Annotated in this window: 21 protein-coding genes and 1 other RNA gene; 11 read left to right on the plus strand and 11 right to left on the minus strand. The window is 63.6% G+C overall.

Annotation, left to right across the window (positions count from 1 at the left end; genetic code table 11):
* Window positions 1-75 precede the first annotated feature (75 nt).
* Window positions 76-493, plus strand: an RNA gene (gene rnpB, locus JQ624_RS04485) — RNase P RNA component class A.
* Between the two features lie 110 nt (window positions 494-603).
* Here rnpB and JQ624_RS04490 read toward each other — a convergent pair.
* The 3 genes from JQ624_RS04490 to JQ624_RS04500 form a co-directional block, all read right to left on the minus strand.
* Complete coding sequence (locus JQ624_RS04490; protein ID WP_212417638.1) at window positions 604-1,332, minus strand: alpha/beta fold hydrolase; 729 nt, start codon at window positions 1,330-1,332, stop codon at window positions 604-606.
* Window positions 1,333-1,447: 115 nt separating this feature from the next.
* Window positions 1,448-2,413 (minus strand): AraC family transcriptional regulator, encoded by a 966-nt coding sequence (locus tag JQ624_RS04495; protein WP_212417639.1) that lies wholly within the window; start codon window positions 2,411-2,413, stop codon window positions 1,448-1,450.
* A 107-nt stretch (window positions 2,414-2,520) separates the two neighbouring features.
* Entirely contained in the window at window positions 2,521-3,237 is a 717-nt protein-coding gene (locus JQ624_RS04500; RefSeq protein WP_212417640.1) for an alpha/beta fold hydrolase, read from the minus strand.
* 179 nt (window positions 3,238-3,416) lie between these two features.
* Here JQ624_RS04500 and JQ624_RS04505 point away from each other — a divergent pair, with 179 nt between their 5' ends.
* Both JQ624_RS04505 and JQ624_RS04510 read left to right on the plus strand, forming a co-directional pair.
* Window positions 3,417-4,160: a sulfite exporter TauE/SafE family protein gene (locus tag JQ624_RS04505; RefSeq protein ID WP_212417641.1), complete on the plus strand. Its 744-nt coding sequence runs from the start codon at window positions 3,417-3,419 to the stop codon at window positions 4,158-4,160.
* Window positions 4,161-4,232: 72 nt separating this feature from the next.
* Window positions 4,233-5,165: a DMT family transporter gene (locus tag JQ624_RS04510; protein ID WP_212417642.1), complete on the plus strand. Its 933-nt coding sequence runs from the start codon at window positions 4,233-4,235 to the stop codon at window positions 5,163-5,165.
* Here the strand turns inward: JQ624_RS04510 and JQ624_RS04515 are convergent.
* From JQ624_RS04515 to JQ624_RS04530, 4 genes are all read right to left on the minus strand, one after another.
* On the minus strand, window positions 5,147-5,548 hold the full coding sequence (locus tag JQ624_RS04515) for a hypothetical protein (RefSeq protein WP_212417643.1): 402 nt from the start codon (window positions 5,546-5,548) through the stop codon (window positions 5,147-5,149). The genes JQ624_RS04510 and JQ624_RS04515 overlap by 19 nt on opposite strands.
* Window positions 5,549-5,613: 65 nt before the next feature.
* A complete protein-coding gene (locus JQ624_RS04520) occupies window positions 5,614-7,416 on the minus strand; it encodes an ABC transporter ATP-binding protein (protein WP_212417644.1) in 1,803 nt (600 codons plus the stop codon).
* A gap of 329 nt (window positions 7,417-7,745) precedes the next feature.
* Complete coding sequence (locus JQ624_RS04525) at window positions 7,746-9,326, minus strand: DHA2 family efflux MFS transporter permease subunit (RefSeq protein WP_212417645.1); 1,581 nt, start codon at window positions 9,324-9,326, stop codon at window positions 7,746-7,748.
* 51 nt (window positions 9,327-9,377) lie between these two features.
* Entirely contained in the window at window positions 9,378-10,673 is a 1,296-nt protein-coding gene (locus JQ624_RS04530) for an HlyD family secretion protein (RefSeq protein ID WP_212417646.1), read from the minus strand.
* 202 nt (window positions 10,674-10,875) lie between these two features.
* On the opposite strand from JQ624_RS04530, the gene JQ624_RS04535 reads away from it, so the two are divergent.
* From JQ624_RS04535 to JQ624_RS04570, 7 genes are all read left to right on the plus strand, one after another.
* Window positions 10,876-11,517: a TetR/AcrR family transcriptional regulator gene (locus JQ624_RS04535; protein ID WP_212417647.1), complete on the plus strand. Its 642-nt coding sequence runs from the start codon at window positions 10,876-10,878 to the stop codon at window positions 11,515-11,517.
* 302 nt (window positions 11,518-11,819) lie between these two features.
* On the plus strand, window positions 11,820-12,074 hold the full coding sequence (locus JQ624_RS04545; RefSeq protein ID WP_212417648.1) for a PilZ domain-containing protein: 255 nt from the start codon (window positions 11,820-11,822) through the stop codon (window positions 12,072-12,074).
* A gap of 74 nt (window positions 12,075-12,148) precedes the next feature.
* A complete protein-coding gene (locus tag JQ624_RS04550; protein WP_212417649.1) occupies window positions 12,149-12,493 on the plus strand; it encodes a KTSC domain-containing protein in 345 nt (114 codons plus the stop codon).
* Between the two features lie 93 nt (window positions 12,494-12,586).
* Entirely contained in the window at window positions 12,587-13,261 is a 675-nt protein-coding gene (locus tag JQ624_RS04555; protein WP_212417650.1) for a TetR/AcrR family transcriptional regulator, read from the plus strand.
* Complete coding sequence (locus JQ624_RS04560; protein WP_212417651.1) at window positions 13,258-15,948, plus strand: molybdopterin-dependent oxidoreductase; 2,691 nt, start codon at window positions 13,258-13,260, stop codon at window positions 15,946-15,948. Before JQ624_RS04555 ends, JQ624_RS04560 begins: the two co-directional genes overlap by 4 nt.
* Window positions 15,945-16,871 carry a xanthine dehydrogenase family protein subunit M gene (locus JQ624_RS04565; protein WP_212417652.1) on the plus strand — a complete coding sequence of 309 codons (927 nt, stop codon included), beginning with the start codon at window positions 15,945-15,947 and terminating at the stop codon, window positions 16,869-16,871. The genes JQ624_RS04560 and JQ624_RS04565 overlap by 4 nt, the downstream gene beginning before the upstream one ends.
* A gap of 69 nt (window positions 16,872-16,940) precedes the next feature.
* Complete coding sequence (locus JQ624_RS04570; protein ID WP_212417653.1) at window positions 16,941-17,474, plus strand: REP-associated tyrosine transposase; 534 nt, start codon at window positions 16,941-16,943, stop codon at window positions 17,472-17,474.
* A gap of 65 nt (window positions 17,475-17,539) precedes the next feature.
* Here JQ624_RS04570 and JQ624_RS04575 read toward each other — a convergent pair whose 3' ends face one another.
* On the minus strand, window positions 17,540-18,820 hold the full coding sequence (locus tag JQ624_RS04575; protein ID WP_212417654.1) for an extensin family protein: 1,281 nt from the start codon (window positions 18,818-18,820) through the stop codon (window positions 17,540-17,542).
* Window positions 18,821-19,174: 354 nt separating this feature from the next.
* On the minus strand, window positions 19,175-20,029 hold the full coding sequence (locus tag JQ624_RS39260) for a DUF2147 domain-containing protein (protein WP_212417655.1): 855 nt from the start codon (window positions 20,027-20,029) through the stop codon (window positions 19,175-19,177).
* 208 nt (window positions 20,030-20,237) lie between these two features.
* Here JQ624_RS39260 and JQ624_RS04585 point away from each other — a divergent pair, with 208 nt between their 5' ends.
* Window positions 20,238-20,951: a DUF2147 domain-containing protein gene (locus tag JQ624_RS04585; protein ID WP_212417656.1), complete on the plus strand. Its 714-nt coding sequence runs from the start codon at window positions 20,238-20,240 to the stop codon at window positions 20,949-20,951.
* Between the two features lie 225 nt (window positions 20,952-21,176).
* Here the strand turns inward: JQ624_RS04585 and JQ624_RS04590 are convergent, their stop codons facing one another.
* Both JQ624_RS04590 and JQ624_RS04595 read right to left on the minus strand, forming a co-directional pair.
* A complete protein-coding gene (locus JQ624_RS04590) occupies window positions 21,177-22,571 on the minus strand; it encodes an FAD/NAD(P)-binding protein (RefSeq protein WP_212417657.1) in 1,395 nt (464 codons plus the stop codon).
* 387 nt (window positions 22,572-22,958) lie between these two features.
* A complete protein-coding gene (locus JQ624_RS04595; RefSeq protein WP_212417658.1) occupies window positions 22,959-23,684 on the minus strand; it encodes a DNA helicase in 726 nt (241 codons plus the stop codon).
* Between the last annotated feature and the right edge of the window lie 199 nt (window positions 23,685-23,883).

Here is a 23,883-nt window from a genome sequence, read left to right on the forward strand (position 1 = left end):
AAATTGCACGTATGGAACCCGATTAACCATCGCGGTCCCTTGACGCGGCGCACCGAAATCCCCATGCGTATGAGGTCAGTCGGCCGGACGGCCGCTCCCGCTATGGTCGAAAGGCTGCGGGGGAGGAAAGTCCGGGCTCCATCGACATACGGTGCCGGATAACGTCCGGCGGGGGCGACCCCAGGGAAAGTGCCACAGAGAACGAACCGCCCCGTCTCCGGACGGAGCAAGGGTGAAAAGGTGCGGTAAGAGCGCACCGCGTATCCGGCAACGGAAACGGCATGGCAAACCACACCGGGAGCAAAACCGAATAGGGACGGCAACGCGGGTCCGTTCGCGAAAGCGATAACACCGCAGGGCGATGTCAGGCTCGCCGTCCGGGTAGGTTGCTCGAGGCCATGTGCAAACATGGTCCCAGAGGAATGGCCGTCACGTATCACTTGCGCAAGTGAGTGGTGCCCTACAGAACCCGGCTTACAGGCTGGCTGATATTTTGTGCGAAAGCGTTTTCGAAGAAAACGCGTCTTGCTGAAATGAGGGGTTCGGCGCGAACACGCCGGACCCCTCGCCAATTTGTGGACAGTCCGAGGACGCGGATCGATTTCAGTCGCGCCCCGCCTCGGCGATCGCCTGTGCCAGCCGCGCCGGGTTGCTGAAGAACATCTCGTGGCTGCCGTCGCATTCGACCAGCCGGAACAGCCCCAGCCGCTCCGACAACCGCGGATGCCATGGCAGGCTGTGCGGCAAGGCGATGTCCTGCCGGCAATTGACATAGGATTTGCCGACCGGCAGCTCCGCCAGCGCATGCTTCAGCGCGATCTTGTCGGTGAATGTCTTGTACGGATGCAGATTGAGTTTGGCGAAAGCGGATTTTGCCAGTTCGAGGTCGGCGTCGTTGATGAAGGCATCGCGCCAGATTTCGAACGGCAGCATCACGGCGCCCTTGTTGGCGGCCGCCACCGCGTCGAACAGGCCGACATAGTGCGGCGGCACCATGTCGTTGAGGCACTGCCCGTCCAGCGGAACGAAGGCGTTGACATAGACGAGCCGCTTGATCCGGTCGGTCAGGCGGTCGGCGACGCCCGAAATCACCATCCCTCCATAGGAGTGGCCGACCAGCCGGATGGCGCGCAGATTGTTCGCTTCGATGTAGGCAACGACGGACGAGATCGCCTGCTCCAGCCCGATCGTCTCGCGATCGTCGTCCTTGTTGTTGCCGGCCACCGTCGGGCAATGCACGACGTGGCCGCTGTTTCGCAGATGTCCGGCCACCGCTTCCATTTCGGCGCCGGTGTGCCACGCGCCGTGAACCAGAACATAAGTGTCTGCCATTCCCGCCTCCCCTCGATTTAGAAAAATCGAACCTTTGATAGGGACAGGCGTCCGTGCCGGATGGCCAGATTCGGCCACCGTCATCGGCGATTTACGCCAAGGGGATTACAAGCCTTTAGCGCTGCCGCCGGAACGCGCCCGGGGTCATGCCGAGGAACTTGCGGCATTGACGGATGAAGTGGGAGGGATCGGACAGGCCGACCCGCAGCCCGATGCCGCCGACGCTGATGCGATCGAACCGCGGCTCGCTCAGCATTCGGCGCGCCGCCGCCATCCGGCAATCGTTGAGCAGACCGCTGAACGTCAGGCCCGCTTTGTTGAGGCAGCGGTGCAAGGTCCGCTCCGAGACACGCAAATCCTCCGCGACCGCAACAGCCGTCAGTCCCGGCTCGGCATAGCGCAGCCTTATGGCACGGCCGATCTGGTCCAGAAGCCTTGCGGCATCGCGCTGCTCGGCGGGTGTGGCCGGAATCTCGCTGCCGAACCCGAGCGCCAGCAGCGCGCCGAGCTGGTCGGTCAGAACCCGCGCCGGCAGCGGCCGGTCAGTCGCGAGCTCAGGAGTTAGCTGGCAGGCAAATGCGCTGAGCGCCGCGCCCCAGCCGGCGCGACCGTCGATGCGCTGCCCGATGCGCCGCTCGGGATCTGATATCCACGATTCGACCCAGTGGATCGGCAGCTCCAGCGACAGCGTGTCTGCGTTCACCGGAAAGTTGAATTCATAGCAGCGCCGGGAATCCAGCAGGACGAGATCCATCGGCCGCATCCGCGAGGCGTGACCGTTCTGCATCACCGTCCAGTCGTTGTCGGTCTTGCACAGCAGGTAATAATAGTTGGCCGTGCTGCGCGCGACGCTGGCTTTCCGGCGGTAGACGTGCTGCGCCGACCCCTGCACGCGGTTGATGCCGATGGTGTCGAGTTGCCCGCGCTGAACGGAGCAGTCGAAGCCCGAGCGGACCTGCGTCGTGATATCCATTTCGAGAAAACATTCGCAGACGGCGCCGATCCAATAGTCCAGGCGCCGTTCCGGCTCGACCGAGCCGGTCGACCACGTCTCGACGACTGCCGTCGTTCTGGCTGTCATGACCCGCCCTCCGCGATCGAGGTCCACCACCGGTTCCCAGCTTGTTGGGCGTACGGCGGAGAGTCAATCCGTACGCGAGTGCTGGATATTGTCGGGTAGCCGCAACCTCAGGCGGCGATCTTTTGCAGTAACGCCATCAACGCCTCCGGCGCGGTGACGTTGGGCGAATGGCTGGCGTCGATCTCGTAATAGTTCCAGGCTGGATCGCTCTTCGTCATTCTGGCGAACGGCCCGAACGTATCGGCCGGCGTGATGCGCGTGGCGTAGATATAGCTGCGCGGCAGGGTCAGCGGCCCGCCTTGCAGCTTGAGCCTGGTCTCGAAGCATTTGATCGGCATGTCGACGCGCCGCGCCGTCAGCCATTCGACGTCGGCCGGCGAGGTATCCGGCGGCGTCGGGTTCGGCGGCACGCGCCAGCCGTCACCGGTCTTCGAGAGCTCCTGCATCCGCGGACGCGCCACCTCATTCAGATCGAGCAGCGACTGGCCGTCCTGCGGCACGAAGGCGTCGATATAGATGAGTTGCCTGACCTTGTCGCGCGCGCGGTCGGCGACGCCGGTGGCGACCATGCCGCCATAGCTGTGGCCGACCAGCACGATGTCGCGCAGATCCTCGTACTTAATGACATTCAGCATGTCCTCGATATGCGAATTGAGATCGATTCCCGGATGCGCCAGATGTGCGCGTTCGCCGAGCCCGGTATAGGTCGGGGTGACCAGCCGATGCCCGGCCGCCTGCATCAGCGGATGCATCTTCTTCCACGCCCAGCCCGCCGACCATGCGCCGTGACAGACGAGAAAGGTTTTTGGAGAAGTTGCGCTCATCAGGCCATTTCCATGAAGTTATTGTTGAAGGCTTGGATTGCGATAGTACCTGTCCGCCGTCTCGTGTAAACGTCGCCGCAAAATCATCATCGTCATTCCGGGATGGTCCGAAGGACCAGACCCGGAATCTCGAGATTCCGGGTTCGATGCTGCGCATCGCCCCGGAAGGGGGAAAAAGAGTGGACGTCGCCACCTACGCGATTTTGCTTGCCGGCGCCCTCGCCGGCGGTTTTGTGTCCGGACTTGCCGGTTTCGGCACGGCGCTGATGGCGCTCGGGATCTGGCTTTACATCCTGCCGCCCGCCGTTGCCGTGCCGCTGGTGCTGATCTGTTCGGTCAGCTCGCAGATCTCGACATTGCCGTCGATGTGGAAGCTGCTCGACTTCAAGCTGGCTTTGCCGTTCGTGGCCGGCGGACTCGTCGGCATGCCGATCGGGGCGCTGCTGGTCGCGCGCGCCGACCCGCAGACCTTCAAGCTCAGCGTCGGCGTGATGCTGCTGGTGTTTCCGACCGCGCTCTATTTCATCCGCAAGCCGATGGCTTTTCGTTTCGGCGGCCGCATCGCCGATGCCTGCGTCGGATTTGCCGGCGGCATTCTCGGCGGCCTCGCCGGGCTGTCGGGCCCGCTTCCGACCCTGTGGGCCAGCATACGCGGATGGACCAAGGATCAGCGCCGCGGTGTTTTCCAGATCTTCAATGGCACCGTGCTCGGCGCCGCGCTGATCCTGCAGACCGCCACCGGATTCGTGAAGCTGAACGTCTTCCTGCTGGCGCTTTTGGCGATGCCCGGCACGCTGATCGGCGCCCGCCTCGGCATGCGCACCTACCAGGCCCTGAACGACCGAAACTTCTACGACGTCGTGCTGGCGCTATTGTTTCTGTCGGGGCTCGGATTGGTGTGGAGCAGCATTGCTCCGAGGTAGCCACGCATAGCCGCCATGTGCACCGAGTAGATTGCTGTACGCTGGCCGGCAAAACAGCTAACCACTCGCGTCATGACTTCCCCTGCGTCACGCGAGCGCCTCGGTCTGCTGCTGGGCTTCATCGGCATGGCGATCTTCGGCGGCACGTTGCCGGCGACGCGGATCGCGGTCGCGGAAATTGATCCGATTGCACTGACCTCGCTGCGCACGGTGATCGCCGGACTGTGTTCGCTGGCGCTCCTCCTTGTGTTGCGCCGCCCACTGCCGCCTCGCGCGCTGTGGCCGCAACTCGTGATCGCCATGCTCTGCGTCGCCGTCCTGTTTCCGCTCCTGATGTCGCTCGGGATGCAGCGGGTCGATGCATCGCATGGGGGCGTGGTGCTGGGCGTGTTGCCGATCGCCACCGCGCTCGTCGCCGTCGCCATCACCCATGAGCGGCCGAGGCCGCTATTCTGGATCGCCTCCGTCGCCGGCGCCGCGCTGGTGATCGCGTTTGCATTGCGTCAAGGCGGCGGTACGCTCTCGGCCGGTGACCTGTTTCTGTTCGCCTCCGTTGCCGTGGCCGCGATCGGCTATGCGTTCTCCGGCCGGCTGACGTCGCGGATGCCGGGCTGGGAGGTGATCAGCTGGGTGCTGGTCATCGCACTGCCACTCTCGATCCCCGCGACCGCGCTGACCATGCCTGCCGACATCACCCGCATCGCGCTGAAGCCATGGCTCGGGCTGCTCTATGTCGCGCTGTTCTCGCAATGGATCGGCTTCTTCGCCTGGAACGCGGGGCTGGCGATGGGCGGCATCGCGCGGGTGTCGCAGATTCAATTGCTGCAACCCTTCGTCACCTTTGCGCTCGCGGCGTTCTTCAACGACGAGACCATCACGCTGCAGATCCTGCTGTTCGCCGCCGCCGTCGTGGTGACGGTCGCGATCTCGACGCGCACGCGCGCCAGGGCGGCGCCGGCCCCATCGAAGCAGAATCGGGAGCCGCCTCAGTTGGCGGCGTCCTGATCGATCAGCTTCGGATGTTCGGCAACCAATTCGGCTCGGGTCTTTTCCGAGCGGATGGTGCGAAGCAGGACCCTCGCGGTCTTCAGATGGTCCACCTGCACGCACAGCTTGACGATCTGGCTCACTGAAACGTCACGCATCGAATCGTCGGAGATTTGCATCGCTATTTCGAGCGCGCGCTTGATGGCGGCCTGGTATCGCTCGGCATCGGCGGCCAGCTTCTTCTCGGCATCGCGTCCGCCGGACGCCACCAGCCTTTCCGCAATGGTCCCGGCGGAAGCACAAATATCACGGATCTTGTGGGCCGCACCGATATCGCCCAACGGCTGATCGTCGGCAACTTCCCAGATATCCGGCCGCCGTTCCCTGTGAAACCAGCGCATCGCGCAAGTCCTCTCGGTATGGGAAGCATATTCCGACACCGAGCAGGACTGCAAGAACGCTCACCTCACTCCGCCGCCGAGATGCGGCCGAACTCGGTGGCCTGCAGTTCGAACAGGCCGCGATAGACGCCGCCCGGACGTGTCGTCAGCGCCGCGTGGGTGCCCTGCTCGACGATCTCGCCGCGATCGAACACCAGGATGCGATCGAGGCTGCGTACCGTCGACAGCCGGTGCGCAATCACGATCGAGGTGCGCCCTTTCATCAGCCGCTCCATCGCCTGCTGGATCAGGCCTTCCGATTCCGAATCGAGGCTCGAGGTCGCCTCGTCCAGGATCAGCACCGGCGCGTCCGCCAGGAAGGCGCGCGCCAGCGCGACGCGCTGCCGCTCGCCGCCCGACAGCTTGACGCCGCGTTCGCCGACCAGCGTGCCGTAGCCCTTCGGCAGCCGCAGGATGAAGTCGTGCGCATTGGCGAGCCGCGCCGCCTGCTCGATCGCCGCCATGCTGGCGCCCGGCCGGCCATAGGCGATGTTCTCGGCCAGCGTGCGGTGAAACAGGATCGGGTCCTGCTGCACGATCGCGATCTGGCTGCGCAGCGAATGCTGCGTGGCTTTCGCGATGTCCTGACCATCGATCAGGATCTTGCCGCCGCTGACGTCGTAGAGCCGCTGCACCAGCTTGACGAAGGTGGTCTTGCCGGAGCCGGAGCGGCCGACCAGGCCGACTCGCTCGCCGGCGCGGATCTCCACCGACAGGTCATCATACAGCGGCGCGCGATGGCCGCCGTAATGGAACGTCACCGCGTCGAACGCGATGCGGCCGCCCTGGATGTCGATCGGTTTTGCATCAGGCGCATCCGCAATGCCGATCGGCTCGCCATGGATCGCGACCAGCTCCTCCATGTCGTTGACCGAACGCTGCAGGTTGTTGATGTGCATGCCGACATCGCGCAGGTACGCATGGATGATGTAATAGCTGGTCAGCACATAGGTGACATCGCCCGGCGTGGCGCGGCCCGCGATCCACAGCAGGATCGCGCCGCCGATCACGGATCCGCGAAAGCACAACAGCACCGCGAGCTGCGCCGTCGAGGTGTAGTTGTAACGGTACCACGTTCGCCGCACGCGCGTGCGCCAGCGGCCGATGACGCCAGCCAGCCGCGCATCCTCGCGCGCTTCGGCGCCGAAGGATTTCACCACCGCGTTGCAGGTGAGCGCGTCCGCAAGCGTGCCGCCGACCTTGGTGTCCCATGCATTGGAGACGCGCGCAGCGGGGGCGATGTAGTTCACCGAGAATGCCAGCGTCATCGACACATAGATCACGGTGCCGACCGCTATCACCGCGCCGAGCACGGGCCAGTGCAGCCCGAGCAGGATCATCGAGCCCAGCAGCACCAGCAGCGACGGCGCCAGCGCCATCAGGATGGTGTCATTGAGCAGGTCGAGCGCCCACATGCCGCGCGTGACCTTGCGCACGGTCGATCCGGCAAAGCTGTTGGCGTGCCAGTCGGTGGAGAAACGCTGCACGCGCGCGAAAGCATCGCGCGACACGTCTGACATCGTCTTCAGCGTGAACGGCACGATCGCCTGCAGGCCGGTCAGCCGCAGGACCATCGACATCAGGCCGAGCGCCACGATTCCGCCGAAGGCAACAAACGCGGCATGCCGCGCCGCCACGTCCGAAGCGCCCAGGGTCAGCGCATCGACCAGGCGGCCGGAGAAGATCGGCATGAACAGGTCGGCCGCGGTCGCGCCGAGCAGTCCGCCGGCGACGATGGCAGCGCGGCCGGGCTGTTGCAGCCAATGGCGGAACACGAAGGGGATCACCACGCGTATCGCCGCGGGACGCTTGTCTTTAAGAGCGGTCATGGCATCATCCGGCTGCGCTCACGCAAATGCCGGCTCCATCTGAATGGACGCGCGCCGGCCTCGGACCGAACGCAAGCGTCGTTAAAAAATATCGTTAAGTCGTTGGGAAGCTTTGGAGATCGGGCGTCAGACCCGATCAGGGCCGGCGGAGATCGCGCTCAGTGACGCGACCGAAATACCAGCACGGGCATCGGACGCGAGGATGCGATCTGCAAATACATCGAAATCATGCAAATCTCCCCGGTTCGAGCGACAATGCGCTGCTTATAAATGCATCGCGGGTGATTTGCAACATGACATCAGCGTGATGGGCGCAATCCGCGACCCACTCAATGCGCGTCGCCGCCGAGCACCGTGGCGGACGGCTTTTTCAACACCATCACGAGCAGGCTGAGGCCGAAATAGAACACGGTCAGCATGAAGAAGGCGTCGCCATAGCCCATCACCACCGCCTGGCGGTGCACGATCTGCGACAATTGCTTCATCGCCATCAGCGCGGCATCGCCCATGCCCTGCATACGCTGGGTGAACATGTTGAGTGTTTCGACCGCGGTGGCGTTGCCCCAGTTGATGCGGTCGTGCAGGCGCGAGATGTGCAGGTCGGTGCGCTCGTTCAGCACCTGGTTGATGACCGCTAATCCGACCGCGCCACCGAGATTGCGCGTCAGGTTGAACAGGCCCGAGGCGTTCTTCACCCTCTCCGGCGCCAGTGTGCCGAGCGCGATCGTGTTGGTCGGCACCATCGCCAGCATCATGCCGGCGCCGCGCAGGATCTGCGGCAGCAGCAATTCGTAGAAATCATATTCTTTCGTGACCCAGGTCATCTGATAGGAGCCGAGCGCGAACAGCACCAGACCGATCGCGATCAGGTAACGCATGTCGTATTTCGCCATCAGCCGGCCCACGATCGGCGCGGTGAGGAACATAGCGATCCCCGAGACGAACATGGTCTCGCCGATCATCAGCGGGCTGTAGCCGCGCACCTCGGCGAGGTAACGCGGATACATGTAGGTGAGGCCGTAAAGGCCGATGCCGACACAGAACGAGATCAGGCAGCCGACACCGAAATTGCGGTCGGTAAACGTCCTGATGTCGACGATCGGCTCCCGCGCGCTGAGCACGCGCCAGAAGAAGGCGATCGCCGAAACCACGCAGATCGCCGCGCAGATCGCGACCGACGTGTCTTCCAGCCATTGCGACTGCGGGCCTTCTTCCAGCACATATTCCAGCGTGCCGAGGAAGCCGGCCATGAACAAGAGGCCCCACCAGTCGAAATGCTCGAGCAGCGCGAAGTTCGGCTTGTCGAAATCACACAGCGCCAGCACGCCGATGGTGATGCCGATGCCGGGAACGATGTTGATGAAGAACAGCCAGTGCCACGACATCATGTCGGTAATGAAACCGCCGACCGTCGGCCCGATGGTCGGCGCCAGCGTCGCGACCAGGCCGATGATGGGACCGACGATATGGAATTTCGAACGGGGAAACACCGTGTAGGCGGATGCGAACACGGTGGGGATCATGCCCGCGCCCAAAAATCCCTGGATCGCGCGCCACAGGATCATCTGCTCGATGGTCGAGGCAAAGCCGCAGAAGAAGCTCGCGACCGTGAAGCCGGAGGCGGAAATCGCAAACAGCAAACGGGTGCCGAACGCGCGCGACAGGAATCCGGAAAGCGGGATCGCGATCACTTCGGCGATTAGATAGGAAGTCTGCACCCACGACACTTCGCTGGAACTGGCCGAAAGCCCGGCCTGAATCTGCTGCAGCGACGCCGAGACGACCTGGATGTCCAGGATCGACATGAACATCCCGAACACCATGATGAGAAACGCGAACAGCCGCCGCGGCGGGATGCGGTCGTCGGCCGCGGCGTTCATGGAAGGCGGTGCGGCGGTGGCGTCGGCCATGATCAGCTCGGAACAGGCGCCGGGCTTCGGGCCCGGAGCTTTCTGGAAAAATTACCGCGGTTGAACCGTCCCTGGCGCATCGAGGTCGGCCTCGCTGTCGGCGTCGGCCGCGCCCTCACGGGTATCGACGGTGGTATAGACCGACATGCCAGCGCGCAGCAGGTTCTGCTTCGCGACGTCCTTCGGCACGCGAATGCGAACCGGCAGCCGCTGCACGATCTTGGTGAAATTGCCGGTCGCGTTGTCCGGCGGCAGCAGCGTGAATACCGATCCCGCCGCCGGGGAAATGCTGTCGACGACGCCGGCGAACTTGCGATGGCCATAAGCGTCGACCGAGATGTTCACGGGCTGGCCGGGGCGAATGCGCTTGAGCTGGGTTTCCTTGTAATTGGCGTCGATATAGACGTCGTTGAGCGGCACCACATTGGCGAGCCGCTGCCCGGCCTGGATGAAGTCGCCGGTATTGACGAGGCGATTGGAGAAGGTGCCGTCGACCGGCGCGCGCACCGAGGTGAAGGCGAGATCGCGCTCCGCTTTGGCAAGCTGGGTCTGCAATTCCGCAAGCTGCGCGCGGGCCTCGGCCTGCTGCGCTTTCGTCACCTCGACATTGTCGCGCGCGGCGTCGTAAGCCGCTTGCGCCGACTTGACCGCCGCGATGCCCTGATCGCGGCTGGCCTCTGAAACTTCAAAGGCGGCGCGCGAGGCAAAACCCTTGGTGCTCAGCGTCTGCTGGCGATCGAAGTCGAGACCGGCGCGCTTCAGCGCGGCGTCCGCGGAAGCGAGTTGCGCCTTAGCCTGCTCGGCGGCGCTTTCGAGCGCCGTGACCTGACGGCCGATGCGATCGATGGTGGCCTGCTGGGTCGCGATCTTGCTGCGAGCGGCATCCACCGCGATGCGATAATCGCCGTCATCGATCCTGAAAATCACGTCGCCGGCGCGAACGATCGAATTGTCGCGGGGCAGGATTGCCGCGACATGGCCCGAAACGCGGGCGCCGAGCGTGGTGTTGTTGGCGCGAACGTAAGCATCGTCCGTCGAGACATAGAAGCGCCCGACCAGGACGAAGTAGACGCCGTAACCGATCGCGGCCAGCGCGAGCAGTCCGAGCGCACCGATCATGACGAATTTGCGCTTGCCCGGTTTCGCCGCCGCTGCATCGGCGCCGGCGGACGGCGCGGCTGGCTGCTCGGCGCCGTGCGACTCGGCGGGGTGACGCCTGATTTCTTCCGCGACGTGAGTCCGCAACTGGTCCGCAAGTAGCGCGCTGGCCTCGGATGCGGCTTCATCCTTCGCCGTTTCCGATCCACCGCGGATGATGCGTGCGGCCTGATCTCTCGCTGCGGCCATTACCGGCCTCCCCATTCCAAATGTCGCGATGCACGTGTGGCCAAGAAAACCGGGACGGAAACCGGCCGCACTGGCACATTCGATCTAAAAGTATCATTGACCGAACGGTTCGGTCAAGATATATTGGTGCCATACGGACCATAACGCGAGAAACGCTTCCCGCCATATCCCGGGTTGAATTCTTGCGCGAGAAGATAAACCAATGGTTGCATCTCCATCAAACACCGTTCATCCCCTTGGCGAGGAAGACAGTTCGAAGCGCCGGCAGATTTTGGACGGCGCGCGAAAGGTGTTCATGGATCTGGGCTTTGATGGGGCCAGCATGAACGAGATCGCGCGCGCCGCCGGCGTCTCCAAAGGCACGCTCTACGTCTACTTCGCCGACAAGAGCCGGCTGTTCGAGGCCATCGTCGAGGACGAAGCGCTCGAAAAGGCCAAGATCGCATACAATCTCGATCCCAAACGCGATGCCGAAATCACGCTGCGGGAATTCGGCCAGACCTACATCGGATCGATCTGCCGGCCAGGCGGCGGATCGTCGATCCGCACGGTGATGGCGATCGCCGAACGGATGCCGGAGGTCGGACGCCAGTTTTACGAGAACGTGCTGGCACAGACGATCAACCGTCTCGCCGACTATCTGCAGGCCCATGTCGGGCCGGACGATCTCGCGATCGACGATTGCGTGCTTGCCGCCGCGCAGTTCCTGCAGATGTGCCAGGCGACGCTGTTTCTGCCGTTCGTGTTCCAGGCAGAGCCGGCGCCATCGGCGGAGCGCATCGCGCGCGTGGTTGACAGCGCGACGCGGCTGTTTCTGCAGACGTATCGGGCGAAGCCGAAGTAGGTCCCGCCTCCACCTTTCCTTAATATGCCGCTTGTCGCCCAGGTTGCTGGCGTTGACCTGAAACCGCCACGGACCGGTCTCGTAGCGGGTCATCGCGTCGAGCAGCGTGTAATCAGGCGTGCGGATGGTGTCGGTATCGTCCCAGGACTCGCCGATATAGCGCACGCCGCCGCCGATCGTGACGCCCGATAGACCGAGCGCTCGACGAAGGCGGTAGAGCTTTCGAGCTACCAGTTCATTCAAATTCTTCGTATCTGCAACGAGTGTCTCTGCGGCGCGTTTGACCGTCGGAGGTACGCGCCATGTCGCTATTCGGCAGAAAGTCCCGGTCCGCCCGCCGGCGGACCAACCAGCCCGCATGGATGACGGTCGACGGCGGTTTCGCCGCGCGCCAGTGCACCGTCATCGATATCTCGGAAGGCGGCGCGCGGCTCAGGGTCGAGGACCCGCACTTCGTCAAACCGCATTTTCAACTGAAGTTCGACCGGACGTCGCCCGGCAGGACCTGCAAGGTCGCCTGGAAAAAGGGCGACGTGATCGGGATCAAGTTCGTGTAGCCTGCCCCGGGGCCGGCTGCCGCCGCGCGCGGTTCCGGCCGCAGGCTTGTCGCGTCCGATGGCACGAAGGCGTCATGATCCGTCTTGCTTTCATCCTCGCTTTGCTCTTCACCGCCGATTGGCAGGAAGCCGAGATCGTTGATGTGAGGGACCGGGGACCGGTCGATCTCAAACCGTTCAATTGCCAGGATATCACCCGGAGCAGCGTCATCAGCCGGGTCTGTTACGACACCGAAAGCCGGCGCATGGTGGTGCAGGGCCACGCAGTCTACCGGCAATATTGCGATCTGCCGAAGGACACGCTCAATGCGTTTCTGAACGCGCCTTCGATGGGACGGTTTTTCAGGACAAACATCGAAGACGCCGATGGAAGCGGACCTTACGACTGCCGGACGCATAAAGTGCCGTCCGATCAGTGACATCGGACCTCGCTGTTGCTGCAGGGCACGATTTCCATCCCTGCTCGCGATTCCGTTATTTGACAGTTCTTTCCATTTTGTCAAAATCGTCAAATGGGGCCGCGTACCCGCATTCTCGATGCCGCGATGCTGGTGTTCCGCCGGCAGGGTTTCCGGCGCTCGTCGATCGAGCAGGCGGCGGAGGCCGCTGGCCTGACGCGGCAGGCGCTCTACCATCACTTCAAGTCCAAGGAAGCGCTGTTCCGCGCCGTCATCGAACGGCTGCATGAGGACGCGCTCGCCGCCGAGATCGCGGCGGCCGGCGCCGCCGAGAAGCAAGGCGGCAGCCTTGCCGATATTCTCGTCGCGTCGGTCACCGCCAAGCTCGGGCAGTTGGCCGCTTCGCTCGACGGCTCGCCCCATGTCGAGGAACTGTTCTCCGAACATCTCCTGCAGGCGCGCGACCTCTACCAGAAATACACCGCCGCCTATGCGGAACTGCTTGCCGCGACCATCGCGCGCGTCTGCCGCAAGCAGGGCCTCGTTCTCAATGCCGGCATGACGCCGCGCGATCTTGCACGCTGCGTCGAGATGGCGGTCAACGGCACCAAGTCCGCCTACCCCGCGATGCAGCCGGCCGACGCCTTCCTGAAGGATCTGGAGATCATGCTGCGTACGCTGATCGCGGGCGCCGTGCGCCCGGCAGCGAAGCCGCGCGCCGCCACACCGAAGCCTGCGAAGAAAGCTGTCCCTCGATCCACCGCCCGCAAATCAGGAGATCGCAGATGAGCACGATGACGATCAACGGCAAGCTCGCTCCCCTCCCCGACGACCCCGATGCGCTGCTGGTCGACGTCGTGCGCGACGCGCTCGGCCTCACCGGCACCAAGCTGGTCTGCGGGGCCGGCGTCTGCGGCGCCTGCACCGTGCTGGTCGATGGCGAGCCGGCGGTGAGCTGCCTGATGCCGGCTCGATCAGCCGCGAACACCAACGTGACGACGGTCGAAGGCATCGGCGCGGCCAGGCTGCACCCGGTGCAGAAGGCCTTCATGGCGCACGACGCCTTGCAATGCGGTTTCTGCACGCCTGGCTTCATCGTCGAGGCGGCGGCGTTTCACGATTCGTGGCGCGCGGCAAAGGGAACGGCGGTGCCGTCGCGCGAGGAAATCGGCGCGGCGCTGTCGGGTCATCTCTGCCGCTGCGGCGCCTATGACGGCATCTTCCGCGCCGTGGCGGACGCCTGCGCCGGCCGCTTCGACGGCAACGACATCCCCCCGCCGCGCATGGAAGCCCGCGACAAGGTGACAGGATCGGCGAAATATACCGTCGACATCCATCATGACGGCCAGCTCGAAGGCGTGATCCTGCGCTCGCCGTTCGCGCATGCGCGGATCAGTGAACTCGATCTGGCGCCGGCGCGCGCGATGCCGGGTGTGAATGCTGCGATCTCGCTGCTCGGCGACGATCGCATCGTTCGCTATGTCGGCGAACCGATCGCGGCCGTCGCGGCCAGGGACCGCAAGACCGCGCTGGCCGCGATCGCCGCCATCAAGCTCGGCAGCGAACGCCTGCCGTCGGCGATCGGGCTCGACGAGGCGCGCAAGGCCGATGCGCCTGTCGTGTTCGAAAAATCCGCGCGCAAGAGAGCCGGCAACGTCTCCGAAGGCGGCGGCTCGCCGGCGCCCTGGAAAGGCAATATCCGCGGACCATCGGCGGCGTTCTCCAAGAAACCGAAGAAGGTGCGGAGCTGGGTCGACGGCGCGCGCGCGGCGAACAATCCGCTGCTGGTCGAGGGCACCTTCCGCACCGGCACGCAACAGCACGCCTGCCTCGAGCCGCACGCCGCGGTCGCGCGTTTCGATGGCGACCGGCTCACCGTGCATGTTTCGACGCAGGCGGTGTTTCATCTGATGGAGCTGATCGCCAAGCGCTACAAGCTCGGCCACGACAAGGTGCGCGTGATCGCCGATCACGTCGGCGGCGGTTTTGGTTCGAAGGCTGCGCTTGGCGTGGAAACCACCACCGCGATCGAACTGGCGCGCGAAGCCGGGGCGCCGGTCAGAGTAGCCTACGACCGGCACGAGGAGCTTTCAGTGACCGGCTATCGGCCGGCGACGGAAGTGAAAATTGCATTGCTGCCGTCCGAGCAAGGCGAACTAAAAGCACTTTCGCTCACCGCTTATGCCGACACGGGAGCCGCGACCAATTCGACCATCGCGGCACTTGCCCGCCTGATCTATCCGGCGGAAGCCAAGGAACTTGCCGATTTCGACGTCATCAGCAATTTGCCGGCCGGTGCGCCCTTCCGCGGACCTGGCGGGCCGCCGATGGCGTTTGCGCTGGAACAGGCGATCGACGAAGCGGCGCTGCGCATGAACATCGATCCGATCGCGCTGCGCAAGCGCTGGGACCCCGATCCCAACCGGCAACGGCTGTACGATTGGGCCTCGAGCCTGGAGGTCTGGCGCAACCGGAAACCGATCGCCGCGCAGAGCGGCCGTTATCGTCGCGGCGTCGGCGTCGCCACCGGCTACTGGCTTTATCTGTGGCAGCCCGGCTCGAAGGTCGAGGTGGCCGTCAAGGGCGGGCGGCTGATCGCGAGCACCGCGACGCAGGATATCGGCACCGGCACCCGCACCGTGATCGCCAATACGGTCGCGCGAGAATTCGGCCTGGAGCCGCATGAGATCGAAGTCAGGATCGGCGATTCGAACCTGCCGGAAGGGCCGGGTTCGGGCGGCAGCCGCGTCACGGCGTCGGTGATTCCGCCGATGCTGCTGGCGATCGAGCAGTTGAAGGCCGCGATCCAGCAACACGCAAAACGGCAACCGGTCCCGGGCTCCAACGCGCCGTGGCGTGAATGGCTCGCGGCCTCGCCCGACCTCTCCGCTACCAGCGTGCGGCCGGAAGACTCCCGGCAGATGGCGCCGGGCGTCCAGTCGCCGCTCAAGCAGGCCGGCTTCATGGGCATGATCTTCGGCTGGATGATGCGGCGCTTCTCCAACCTTGCGATCGGCGCCGGCGTGCCGAGTTCGGTACAGGTCATCGAAGTCGAAGTCGACACCTGGCTCGGCCACGTGCGCGTTCTCAACGTTCACACCGGCATCGCGGTCGGCAGGATCGCAGCTCCCGCGCTGGCGCGAAGCCAGGCGGCGGGCGCCGTCATCCAGGGCATCGGCTACGCGCTCTATGAAGCACGCGAAGTCGATTCCCGCACCGGTGATGTGCTCAGCGGCGGCATGGAGGACTATCGCATTCCCGGCATCGCGGACACGCCAGTGATCGACGTGCATTTCGACCAGGGCGGCTTCGATCACGTGCTCGGCGGCAGCGTCGGCATCGGCGAGGTCGCAACCGTGCCGACCTCGCCTGCGGTCGCCAACGCGATTCTCAACGCCACCGGCGTTCGGCTGACCGAACTGCCGATCCGTCCCGACCGTCTCGTCGCCGCGCTCAAAGGGAGGGCCGCCGCATGACATCATCAGCCATGACTGCCACGCAAGCAGGCGAATTCCGCGCCGCCGGCACCGACCTCAGCGAGCGGCGGCGCAGCGGCGTCTCGACCGGGCCGGTGATCGATATATCAGCCGCGCCCGACACGATCGGGATGCATTGGGACGCCGACGAGAGTTTGCGCATCGGCGCCTTCACCACCATTGCCGCCATCGCTGCGGACGCGCGCATCGCTGCGGCGTATCCGGGCATTGCGGCATCCGCGCAAGGCCTGGCGACGCCGCAGATCCGCCACCTCGCCACGCTCGGCGGCAATCTCGCGCAGCGTTCGCGCTGCTGGTATTTTCGAAATCCGCATATCGCCTGCCTGAAGAAAGGCGGATCGGATTGTCCGGCGCGATCGGGCAATCATCTCTATCATGTAGCCTTCGACCTCGGCCCCTGCGTAGCGCCGCATCCCTCGACCATGGCCGCCGCACTGCTCGCCTATGAAGCGAAAGTGACCACCGACCGCAGGAGCTCGCTGACGATCGGCGACCTTCTCGGTGACGGCTCCAACGGCAGCGCCGACAACGCGCTGCAGCCGGGCGAGATGATCAGGAGCATCGAGCTTGCTCCGCCGCTGCACGGCGAGCGCGCGCTGTACAAGCGCGCAATCAGTCGCACCTATGCCGAATGGCCGCTGGTCGAACTCTGTGCTCGCGCCGTGATCAAGGACGGCACGTTCCAGTTCGTCCGCCTCGCCGCCGGCGGCATCGCCCCGGTGCCGCTACGTCTCGCCGCGGCGGAAGCGGCATTGCAGGGCAAGCCGGCCAATGTAGCGGCGATTGCCGTTGTTGCAGAACGAGCGACATCCGGTGCAAAGCCGTTGCCGATGACGGGCTACAAGCTCGATCTGCTGAAGGGCGTCGTGCAGGACCTGCTGGAGCGAATGACGGCGTCGTAGGGCGGATTAGCGGAGCGTAATCCGCCGCCGCTGGCTCCAACACGTCCGCATTGTGCTATCCTGCGCCTCATGCCGAATTATCGTCGCGCGTTCGTTCCCGGCGGATGCTGGTTCTTCACCGTCAATCTGCTGGATCGTCGCCAAACCCTGCTCGTCGATCAGATCGAGTTCCTGCGCGCAGCCGTTGCCGCGACTCGCCAGAGCCATGCCTTCACGATCGACGCATTCGTGGTGTTGCCCGATCATCTGCATGCGGTTTGGAGTTTGCCGCCCGGCGATTCCGATTTTTCGACGCGATGGCGGCTGATCAAGAACCGCTTCGCAAGAGCGTTGCCGAAGCAAGAACCTCTCAACGCGGTTCGCGTAGCACGCAACGAGCGCGGCATCTGGCAACGCCGGTTCTGGGAACATCTGATACGTGACGAAGCGGATTACGCGCGCCACGTCGAGTATTGTTACATCAATCCGCTCAAGCATGGCCTCGCCACGCGCGTGCGCGATTGGCCCTATTCCTCCTTTCATCGAGACGTTCGTGCAGGAATATTTCCGCTTGATTGGGCAGGTGATAGCGAAACAAGCGGTGATTTCGGCGAGCGAGTGTAGTCACGACTCTTGCTGGAACGGCGGATTACGCCTTCGGCTAATCCGCCCTACAAAGTGGACAAGTTCTAATGATCCTCGAACTCGTCTTCCTCGTTGACCTTGCTGCTATCCCTGAACCAGCGTGACACCGACTTCTTGCTGCCGAACGATCCCGTCGCGTAAGGATCGCGTGACGCGTAAGGGTTGCGCTGCCCGGCGCGCGCGGCGACCTGGTCGCCCGACACGGCGGCGGGCTGGCAGATGGTGCGCCGCGAAGCCCGGCGCATCAGGTCGACGTGAATATGATCCTCATGGTGGGAGTTGGAGCCCGGCGCCAGCACGGTGTTGAACTGCTGGCAGGCGGCCGCCTGCACGTCACGCAGAAAGCCCTGCTCTTCCGGCATGCCGCGCCAGCCGGTCTTGACCGTGATGCGGCGACCGTCGGCGAGCGTGAAGGCCGCGATGTCGAGCGCGTTGCCGAAGGCGTGCTCGGAAATATGCGCGTGCGGATTGCCGTTCATGCCGCGGCAGGAATAGGCGGAGATCTGCTTGATTTCGACGACGCGCGCGCCGAACCAGCGCATCGCCGCCGGCTGCACGGAATCGCTGAGCCAGCGGTCGAGCGCCGAGACGATCGGGCACGCCAGCGTCGCCGCGGGCTTCATCGAGACCTGCCCGAAGGCGCTGACGGAATTGCCCTGCGCGGGCCCGAGCCGCGGTACGGCCGGCGGTAGCGAATGGGACGCCTGCGAATACGGCGCCGGAGAAGGTGCCGTGTAGCGGTCGCGCGGCGGATAGGACGGCGCCGCCATATAGCCGCCGTCGCGCGATGCCGGCATGCCTTCGGGCGGCAGATCGACGTCATCCTCCTGCGGGTCGATGCCCGGCGCGGACAGCGAGATCGGGCCGTTGGACGGCGCGGCATAGTTCGGCTGCCGCGGCGCCGGATTCGGATAGGCTCCCGAATAGCTTCCCTGATGATTTCCTTGATAATTTCCTTGATAGTTTCCCTGATAATTTCCCTGGGGCGGAGCCGCCGCCGGCGCGCGGGTGATCGGCCAGCGCGGCTGATTGCCGATATTTCCGGGCGGCCGCAGGCTTTCATCGGCAAAGCCGAAGCTGGTGATGTTTTCGCCGAGCGCCACCACTTTCAGCGGATATTCCGCGCCGCACACGCCGGGACCGGAGATCGGCTCGATCCGGACCAGTTCCGCGCTTTCCTTGACCGCGCCGGACTTCAGGCAAGCGATTTCGGCCTCGGCACGCCATGGTTCGCGCTCGGCGGACTGAAAAAATCCGCGCCCACAACCCGCTAGCGAGACGAGGACGAGGGAGCCGACGAGATACAAACGAACTCCGTGCGTCATCGCCCGCACGTTCAACGAATTTATTTAAAGACTCTTCAACATATTGATTTTACGAATTTTTTACCATGTTTCCGGGGGCTTCCGGCGGTGGAGAGCCCATGGATGGACAGCAACACTGACTTTTTGGGCCGGGAACGCTTTGCTAGCGTTAATTGTTATGTGCGGGCACGACGTGAACCCAGGGAGCTTTCCCCAATGGATTTCGTAAGTCCTCTCGTCAGCAGACTTGGCGTTGTAACCGCGTATGTTGCATTCGCTTTCGTCGGCGCGATTGTGCTTGGCGTGTTCTAAACCTCCGTCCAGAAATGGACCTGAACGCCCGGTGGCCGTGTCACCGGGCGTTTTCGCGGGCGGCTAAGAGCGCTGCTCGGCGGATACCTGCCGCGACGTCACCAGGCTGTCGGCGCGGCGCGTGATGCGGCTCCAATTGTTGCCGGAGCAGTAGAAGCGGCCGAGCGCGCAGGCTTCGACGCGAAGCGTGTTGATCCCCTTCATCGACATCGTGCCGTAATAGGTCTCGCCCGAGTCCTGGCTGTAGACGCCGCCGGTCCATTGCCTTTCCGTCTTCGGCTTCATGTTGATCAGGATCGCTTCGCCCTTCTCGTTCGACGAACCGAGCACAAAGCCGCACAGCGCATTGCCGCACTTGGCGATCCGCACCGTTCCCTTGCCTTCGGTCTGCCAATCACCGATCGGAGAATCGGACGGCTCTTCCTCGGCCTGATGCGAGACGCGCTCGACCTGCGGCGCAGGCTGCGCGGTCTCGACCGGCTTTGCGACTGGCGGGAGCGGCGGCACTGGAATCGAAGCCTCTTGAACCGGCGGCGGTGCGGGCGGCGCAGGTGGCGGAGGCGCATCGACGATCTGGCTTCTCGATGCGGCCGGCGTGTAGACGGCCGGCGGCGGCGCGGCGACGATGGTCTTGGCCGGCGCCGTGGTCGCCGGCGGAGCGGGAGGCGAAACCGTCTGTGGCGCTGGTGGCACAGGCTTTGCCGGCGCTGCCACGCCGCGATCGTCGTCATGGCGGTCGCGCTTGCGGCGCCAGTCGAGGCTTCTGGAGATCGACATCGAGGCGCACGAGACCGAACGGCAATGCCTGGAGGATTCGATGTGCACCCGATGGCTGCCGACGCTGAATGAAATCGAACGACCGGCATGGGCCGACGAACTCAGCGCGATCAGCACGGCGAGAAAACAAAATCGTTTCATCGAAGCCTCCCGCAGGTGATTGCCGAAAACTAGTCGCGGGAAACCTCGGCTGAATGTGATTTGAATCACCGAGCCGCGCCATTGCGTCGCTTCCGGACGTCGCGCTTCCGGGCGCCTTGTGACGTGCGTCACAGAACGTGTCTCTCGCGCCGCGTAGGGTCCGCCCACATTCACCGCCACGCGCTCACAAGCCGCTCAGGAGCCTGTCATGAAGAAGCTCTACATCCTCGCCGCATTGTTGATGGCCACCACCTCGGCACAGGCCGGCGGGATTACCCTCCAGATCAACGGCGAGCGTGTTCGTGTTGAAGCGCCGCGCAACTGCACCGGCATTTCCTGCATCAAGATCACCGCCCCCGGCTATACCGGCACGCTCGGCAATATCGATCTCAAGGGCATGGGCTCCAAGAGCAAGAGCGACGATGACGTCGTGGCCGCGCCGGCGGCACCGGCTCCGGCCCAAGCCACCGCGCCGCAGCCCGCCGCGCCCGCGCCCGCTCAAACAACCATCGCAGCCGCGACACCGGCGCGAACCGAAGCTGCGCAGCCCGCCCCGCCTCCGCCGCCCGCGCCAGTCGCGGCCGCGCCTGCACCCGCGCCGCAACCGGCTCCGGTGGCCGCAGCCGCCGCGTCCGACCCGAACTCGCCGATCGGCATCTGGTCGACGGAAGAGAACAAGGGCAACGTTCGCATCGAGGAATGCGGCGCCAATCTGTGCGGCTATTCCGTCAACACCGGCGAACGGATCCTGATCAACATGAAGCCGCAGGGCAGCAAGTGGACCGGCCGGATTCATGATCCCAGCAGCGGCCGCAACTACGATTCCACGATCGCGCTGAAGGGTACCGACACGCTCAAGGTCCAGGGCTGCGCCTTCGGCGGCATGTTCTGCGGCGGCCAGACCTGGAAGCGCGCGAGCTGATTATCTCCCCGAGACTTGAGGCCCTGTGGTTCGCCACAGGGCCTTCTTTATGTGCGTCGCCGAATTACGCTGGGTGGTCCCGCCTAGGTCGTGCACTATAGACCCGCCGGCATGATGCATCGAAGTTGATGTCAGCTTTGCTCCGAGTGCGACCCGGTTGCTGCATAGCAGTGAAATGACGTGATGTGCCAGAAGCAGACAAATGCGGTATCGGTCTTCCCGAGCCTATATGGGCCGATCGAGTTCAGCGACAAGCCGTGCCAAGCTTGCTGCAGCCCGCGGACGGGCTTCGCGCAGACGCTCAACAATGCGTATCCCTTCGGGACTCGATGCCGCGCCGGTATCTGGGAATCCGGCGCCTGATAGCCTGTGCTCGGCGATCCATGTACGCAGCGCTTTTTCGGCCGCCCATCGCTTTGCATTTCGCAAATCCGAGAGCATATTCCTAAGCCAATCCGCAGCGACCTCTGGCGGCGACATCGGCGCACAAAGATCGTTCTTGATCACGTCATCGTCATAGACCGCTTCGGCATGTGCGATGAAGGCCGCGCTGAAACTGTAACTCCCGACACGCAACATCTGGAGCGTGATCTGATCGCCATTGAAGACCGGAACTGGAGGGCGTCTGCTGAATGCCTTCGCGGTACAATCCACATAGAGGTCGTCCGGCGCAGCATCGACTGTGCCTTGATCAAGGACAATCGCATCGCGCTCGATCCGCCTAACACGTCCCTTGCGAACTACGTCCTTGATAGTGCTCAGCGCTTCCACTTCGAGGATCGAGAGCGTGGCGCCGCGAAACCCGGTCGGCTGCACAGTCCGATCGATGCGTAACATCTGACCTCTTCGTTCCAGCCGCTCGAAGAGATCCGCGACCGAGGTGGCTTCGGCCGCCGCCTCCAACCTGTCGGCCATTCCGCCGGCGGTGCGCTCGAAAAAGGCGTCGCCGGGCTGAGTCGTGTCGCGATTTATCACCCAGGAATCTCGTGGTACGATCCATCGGATATTTTCCGGCCGAACGCCCATCTGTAGCAGCCAGGTTCCGACATCCATCGCTGTTTTGCCGCCGCCTAAGATAACGTAGCGTTGGTGCCCGGGCGCGGAAATCGGCAGCAGGTTGGGCGTTACGAGTTTGACGCCTTCGGCGACTCGAAAGGAGGGGGTGTGCGTCGAGGGCACCTGGGTGTTCAAGAACGTAGCGTGCACGAGTCTCTTGCTAAACGCGACCTGCTGGATTGTGCCCGAGACGAGGGAAACGAATCGTCCGTCTCCCAGATGGTCACACATCGGAAAATACTGGACGCGACCCGAAGGCAGAAAACGTTCTTGCATCAGCCTGTCGAAATAGCTGACGATCTCCGGGCCAGAGGCCAGTTCATAGTAACCCCGATTGAGGCTGGATACGTCGATGCGGTTGCTGCCGAGTTGACGCGATCCCACGCCATAGAACGCAGATGGCTGATGCAGCCGGACAAAGGAATAGGCGTCGTTCCAGTGGCCGCCCGGCATGTGATGCCGGTCGATAACAACAATGGTTGCATTGGTGTCGGTTAACAATTGATCTGCGAAGCTCATGCCAGCGGCACCGCTGCCGATGATCAGATAATCGGTCGTCAACATTGCTATTCTCCCGGCACCTATCCCCCAGTTATTGCCGCTGTCTGGCTGCTTGTCTCTGCAATACGAAGCCCGCAAGACCACGAGCGTCACCTTCGCTCGTGCTGCCAACCGCGCGGCGGAAATTATGTCGTAGTCGTCTGAGATTGGAAATGGGCGTGCGCGGAAAACCTTGGGCTGGGATGTAGGTTCCGGGTCATTTTCGACCGAGTGTACGGCTTCGCCGGCCACCTGATGTCCGTTTTGCGCGCAAAGCAAGCGGTGCCGGGCGCCGTCAAGATGAGGCGTGAGCCAATATCTCGCCGAAAAGCAACCGCAAGAAGCCAATCTGCTTCAGCCTGTATCTCGCGGTACCACAAGCTTGTCGATACGACTATGGCTTCGCGCTAATCAGTCCATGGACCGGCTTGCCACCCGGAACTGAACCTCACCATTGTTCAGGAAACATGTCTTGGTGAAGAGGCTCAGATCAAGCGGATTGGGCAACCTGACATCTTCCAGATCGGGGCATTGTTTCTTCAACGGATCGTATGAGCGATCGATCTGGGAGATAAAGACGAAGATCAGCCCGCGATCGCGTGCGAACGATTGCAGGGTTCGAACCTGAACCATCAATTCCGGATTCTCACGCTTCTGGTCGAGCAGTTGCAGATAGTCCACGACCACCAGGGTGCCGCGAGGCGCTGCGGCCAGCCGCTTGACGATGTAGTCCGAACTCATGTCGTCGGAGCTGTCGAATTCAAACAGACCGGCAAAATCTTCCCGCGCCACGCCGATGTCGCGGAAACGATCCAGCATGTCCTTTTCCGTATACTCCAGCGTGAAGAACACACCTCGACTTCCGGACTTCATGGCCTGCACGGCAAGCTCAAGGCTCATCAGGGTTTTGCCCTGGTCCGGGCGCGCACCGACCAGCACCAGATCACCGGGAGCCAGCCGCGCAAACAGTTTTTCAGCGGGCGCGGTGGCGGTCATTTTGGCCGCGAGCAAACTCCAGGCGCCAAAACCTTCTTGCCTGGCAATGCGGTCGAGCGCCTCGTGCAGCGGGATATTTTCGGCACGTGATAGAAGTTTGGCCTTACGCTTCAAGTGATAAAGGGGCGCAGACAGCTTCATCGAAAGAACCTCCTATTTGCGAGCAATGATCGCAACCCCTCCTTATGCTTGGTGCTCGAACAGTTGGTTCGATGGTCGAAATGGCCCCGCATGGAAAGATGCTGTCCCGACGGAGGGGGGAGGCATGGGCCGCGCCAGAATCAGATTATAGCCGATCCCTGCTCAAGGGACATGGCAACCTTGGGCGGTGCGGCAGAAA

Source organism: Bradyrhizobium sp. AUGA SZCCT0283 (assembly GCF_018130385.1).
Lineage (GTDB): Bacteria > Pseudomonadota > Alphaproteobacteria > Rhizobiales > Xanthobacteraceae > Bradyrhizobium.

Excerpts from the sequence above, each read along its gene's own strand:
- JQ624_RS39260 (WP_212417655.1), bottom strand. The coding sequence starts at position 20,029 with ATGAAACGATTTTGTTTTCTCGCCGTGCTGATCGCGCTGAGTTCGTCG.
- JQ624_RS04575 (WP_212417654.1), bottom strand. The coding sequence starts at position 18,820 with ATGACGCACGGAGTTCGTTTGTATCTCGTCGGCTCCCTCGTCCTCGTC.
- JQ624_RS04595 (WP_212417658.1), bottom strand. The coding sequence starts at position 23,684 with ATGAAGCTGTCTGCGCCCCTTTATCACTTGAAGCGTAAGGCCAAACTT.
- JQ624_RS04565 (WP_212417652.1), top strand. The coding sequence starts at position 15,945 with ATGACATCATCAGCCATGACTGCCACGCAAGCAGGCGAATTCCGCGCC.
- JQ624_RS04515 (WP_212417643.1), bottom strand. The coding sequence starts at position 5,548 with ATGCGCTGGTTTCACAGGGAACGGCGGCCGGATATCTGGGAAGTTGCC.
- JQ624_RS04510 (WP_212417642.1), top strand. The coding sequence starts at position 4,233 with ATGACTTCCCCTGCGTCACGCGAGCGCCTCGGTCTGCTGCTGGGCTTC.
- JQ624_RS04555 (WP_212417650.1), top strand. The coding sequence starts at position 12,587 with ATGGGGCCGCGTACCCGCATTCTCGATGCCGCGATGCTGGTGTTCCGC.
- JQ624_RS04525 (WP_212417645.1), bottom strand. The coding sequence starts at position 9,326 with ATGGCCGACGCCACCGCCGCACCGCCTTCCATGAACGCCGCGGCCGAC.
- JQ624_RS04585 (WP_212417656.1), top strand. The coding sequence starts at position 20,238 with ATGAAGAAGCTCTACATCCTCGCCGCATTGTTGATGGCCACCACCTCG.
- JQ624_RS04545 (WP_212417648.1), top strand. The coding sequence starts at position 11,820 with ATGTCGCTATTCGGCAGAAAGTCCCGGTCCGCCCGCCGGCGGACCAAC.
- JQ624_RS04495 (WP_212417639.1), bottom strand. The coding sequence starts at position 2,413 with ATGACAGCCAGAACGACGGCAGTCGTCGAGACGTGGTCGACCGGCTCG.
- JQ624_RS04590 (WP_212417657.1), bottom strand. The coding sequence starts at position 22,571 with ATGTTGACGACCGATTATCTGATCATCGGCAGCGGTGCCGCTGGCATG.
- JQ624_RS04560 (WP_212417651.1), top strand. The coding sequence starts at position 13,258 with ATGAGCACGATGACGATCAACGGCAAGCTCGCTCCCCTCCCCGACGAC.
- JQ624_RS04570 (WP_212417653.1), top strand. The coding sequence starts at position 16,941 with ATGCCGAATTATCGTCGCGCGTTCGTTCCCGGCGGATGCTGGTTCTTC.
- JQ624_RS04530 (WP_212417646.1), bottom strand. The coding sequence starts at position 10,673 with ATGGCCGCAGCGAGAGATCAGGCCGCACGCATCATCCGCGGTGGATCG.
- JQ624_RS04500 (WP_212417640.1), bottom strand. The coding sequence starts at position 3,237 with ATGAGCGCAACTTCTCCAAAAACCTTTCTCGTCTGTCACGGCGCATGG.
- JQ624_RS04520 (WP_212417644.1), bottom strand. The coding sequence starts at position 7,416 with ATGACCGCTCTTAAAGACAAGCGTCCCGCGGCGATACGCGTGGTGATC.
- JQ624_RS04490 (WP_212417638.1), bottom strand. The coding sequence starts at position 1,332 with ATGGCAGACACTTATGTTCTGGTTCACGGCGCGTGGCACACCGGCGCC.
- JQ624_RS04550 (WP_212417649.1), top strand. The coding sequence starts at position 12,149 with ATGATCCGTCTTGCTTTCATCCTCGCTTTGCTCTTCACCGCCGATTGG.
- JQ624_RS04535 (WP_212417647.1), top strand. The coding sequence starts at position 10,876 with ATGGTTGCATCTCCATCAAACACCGTTCATCCCCTTGGCGAGGAAGAC.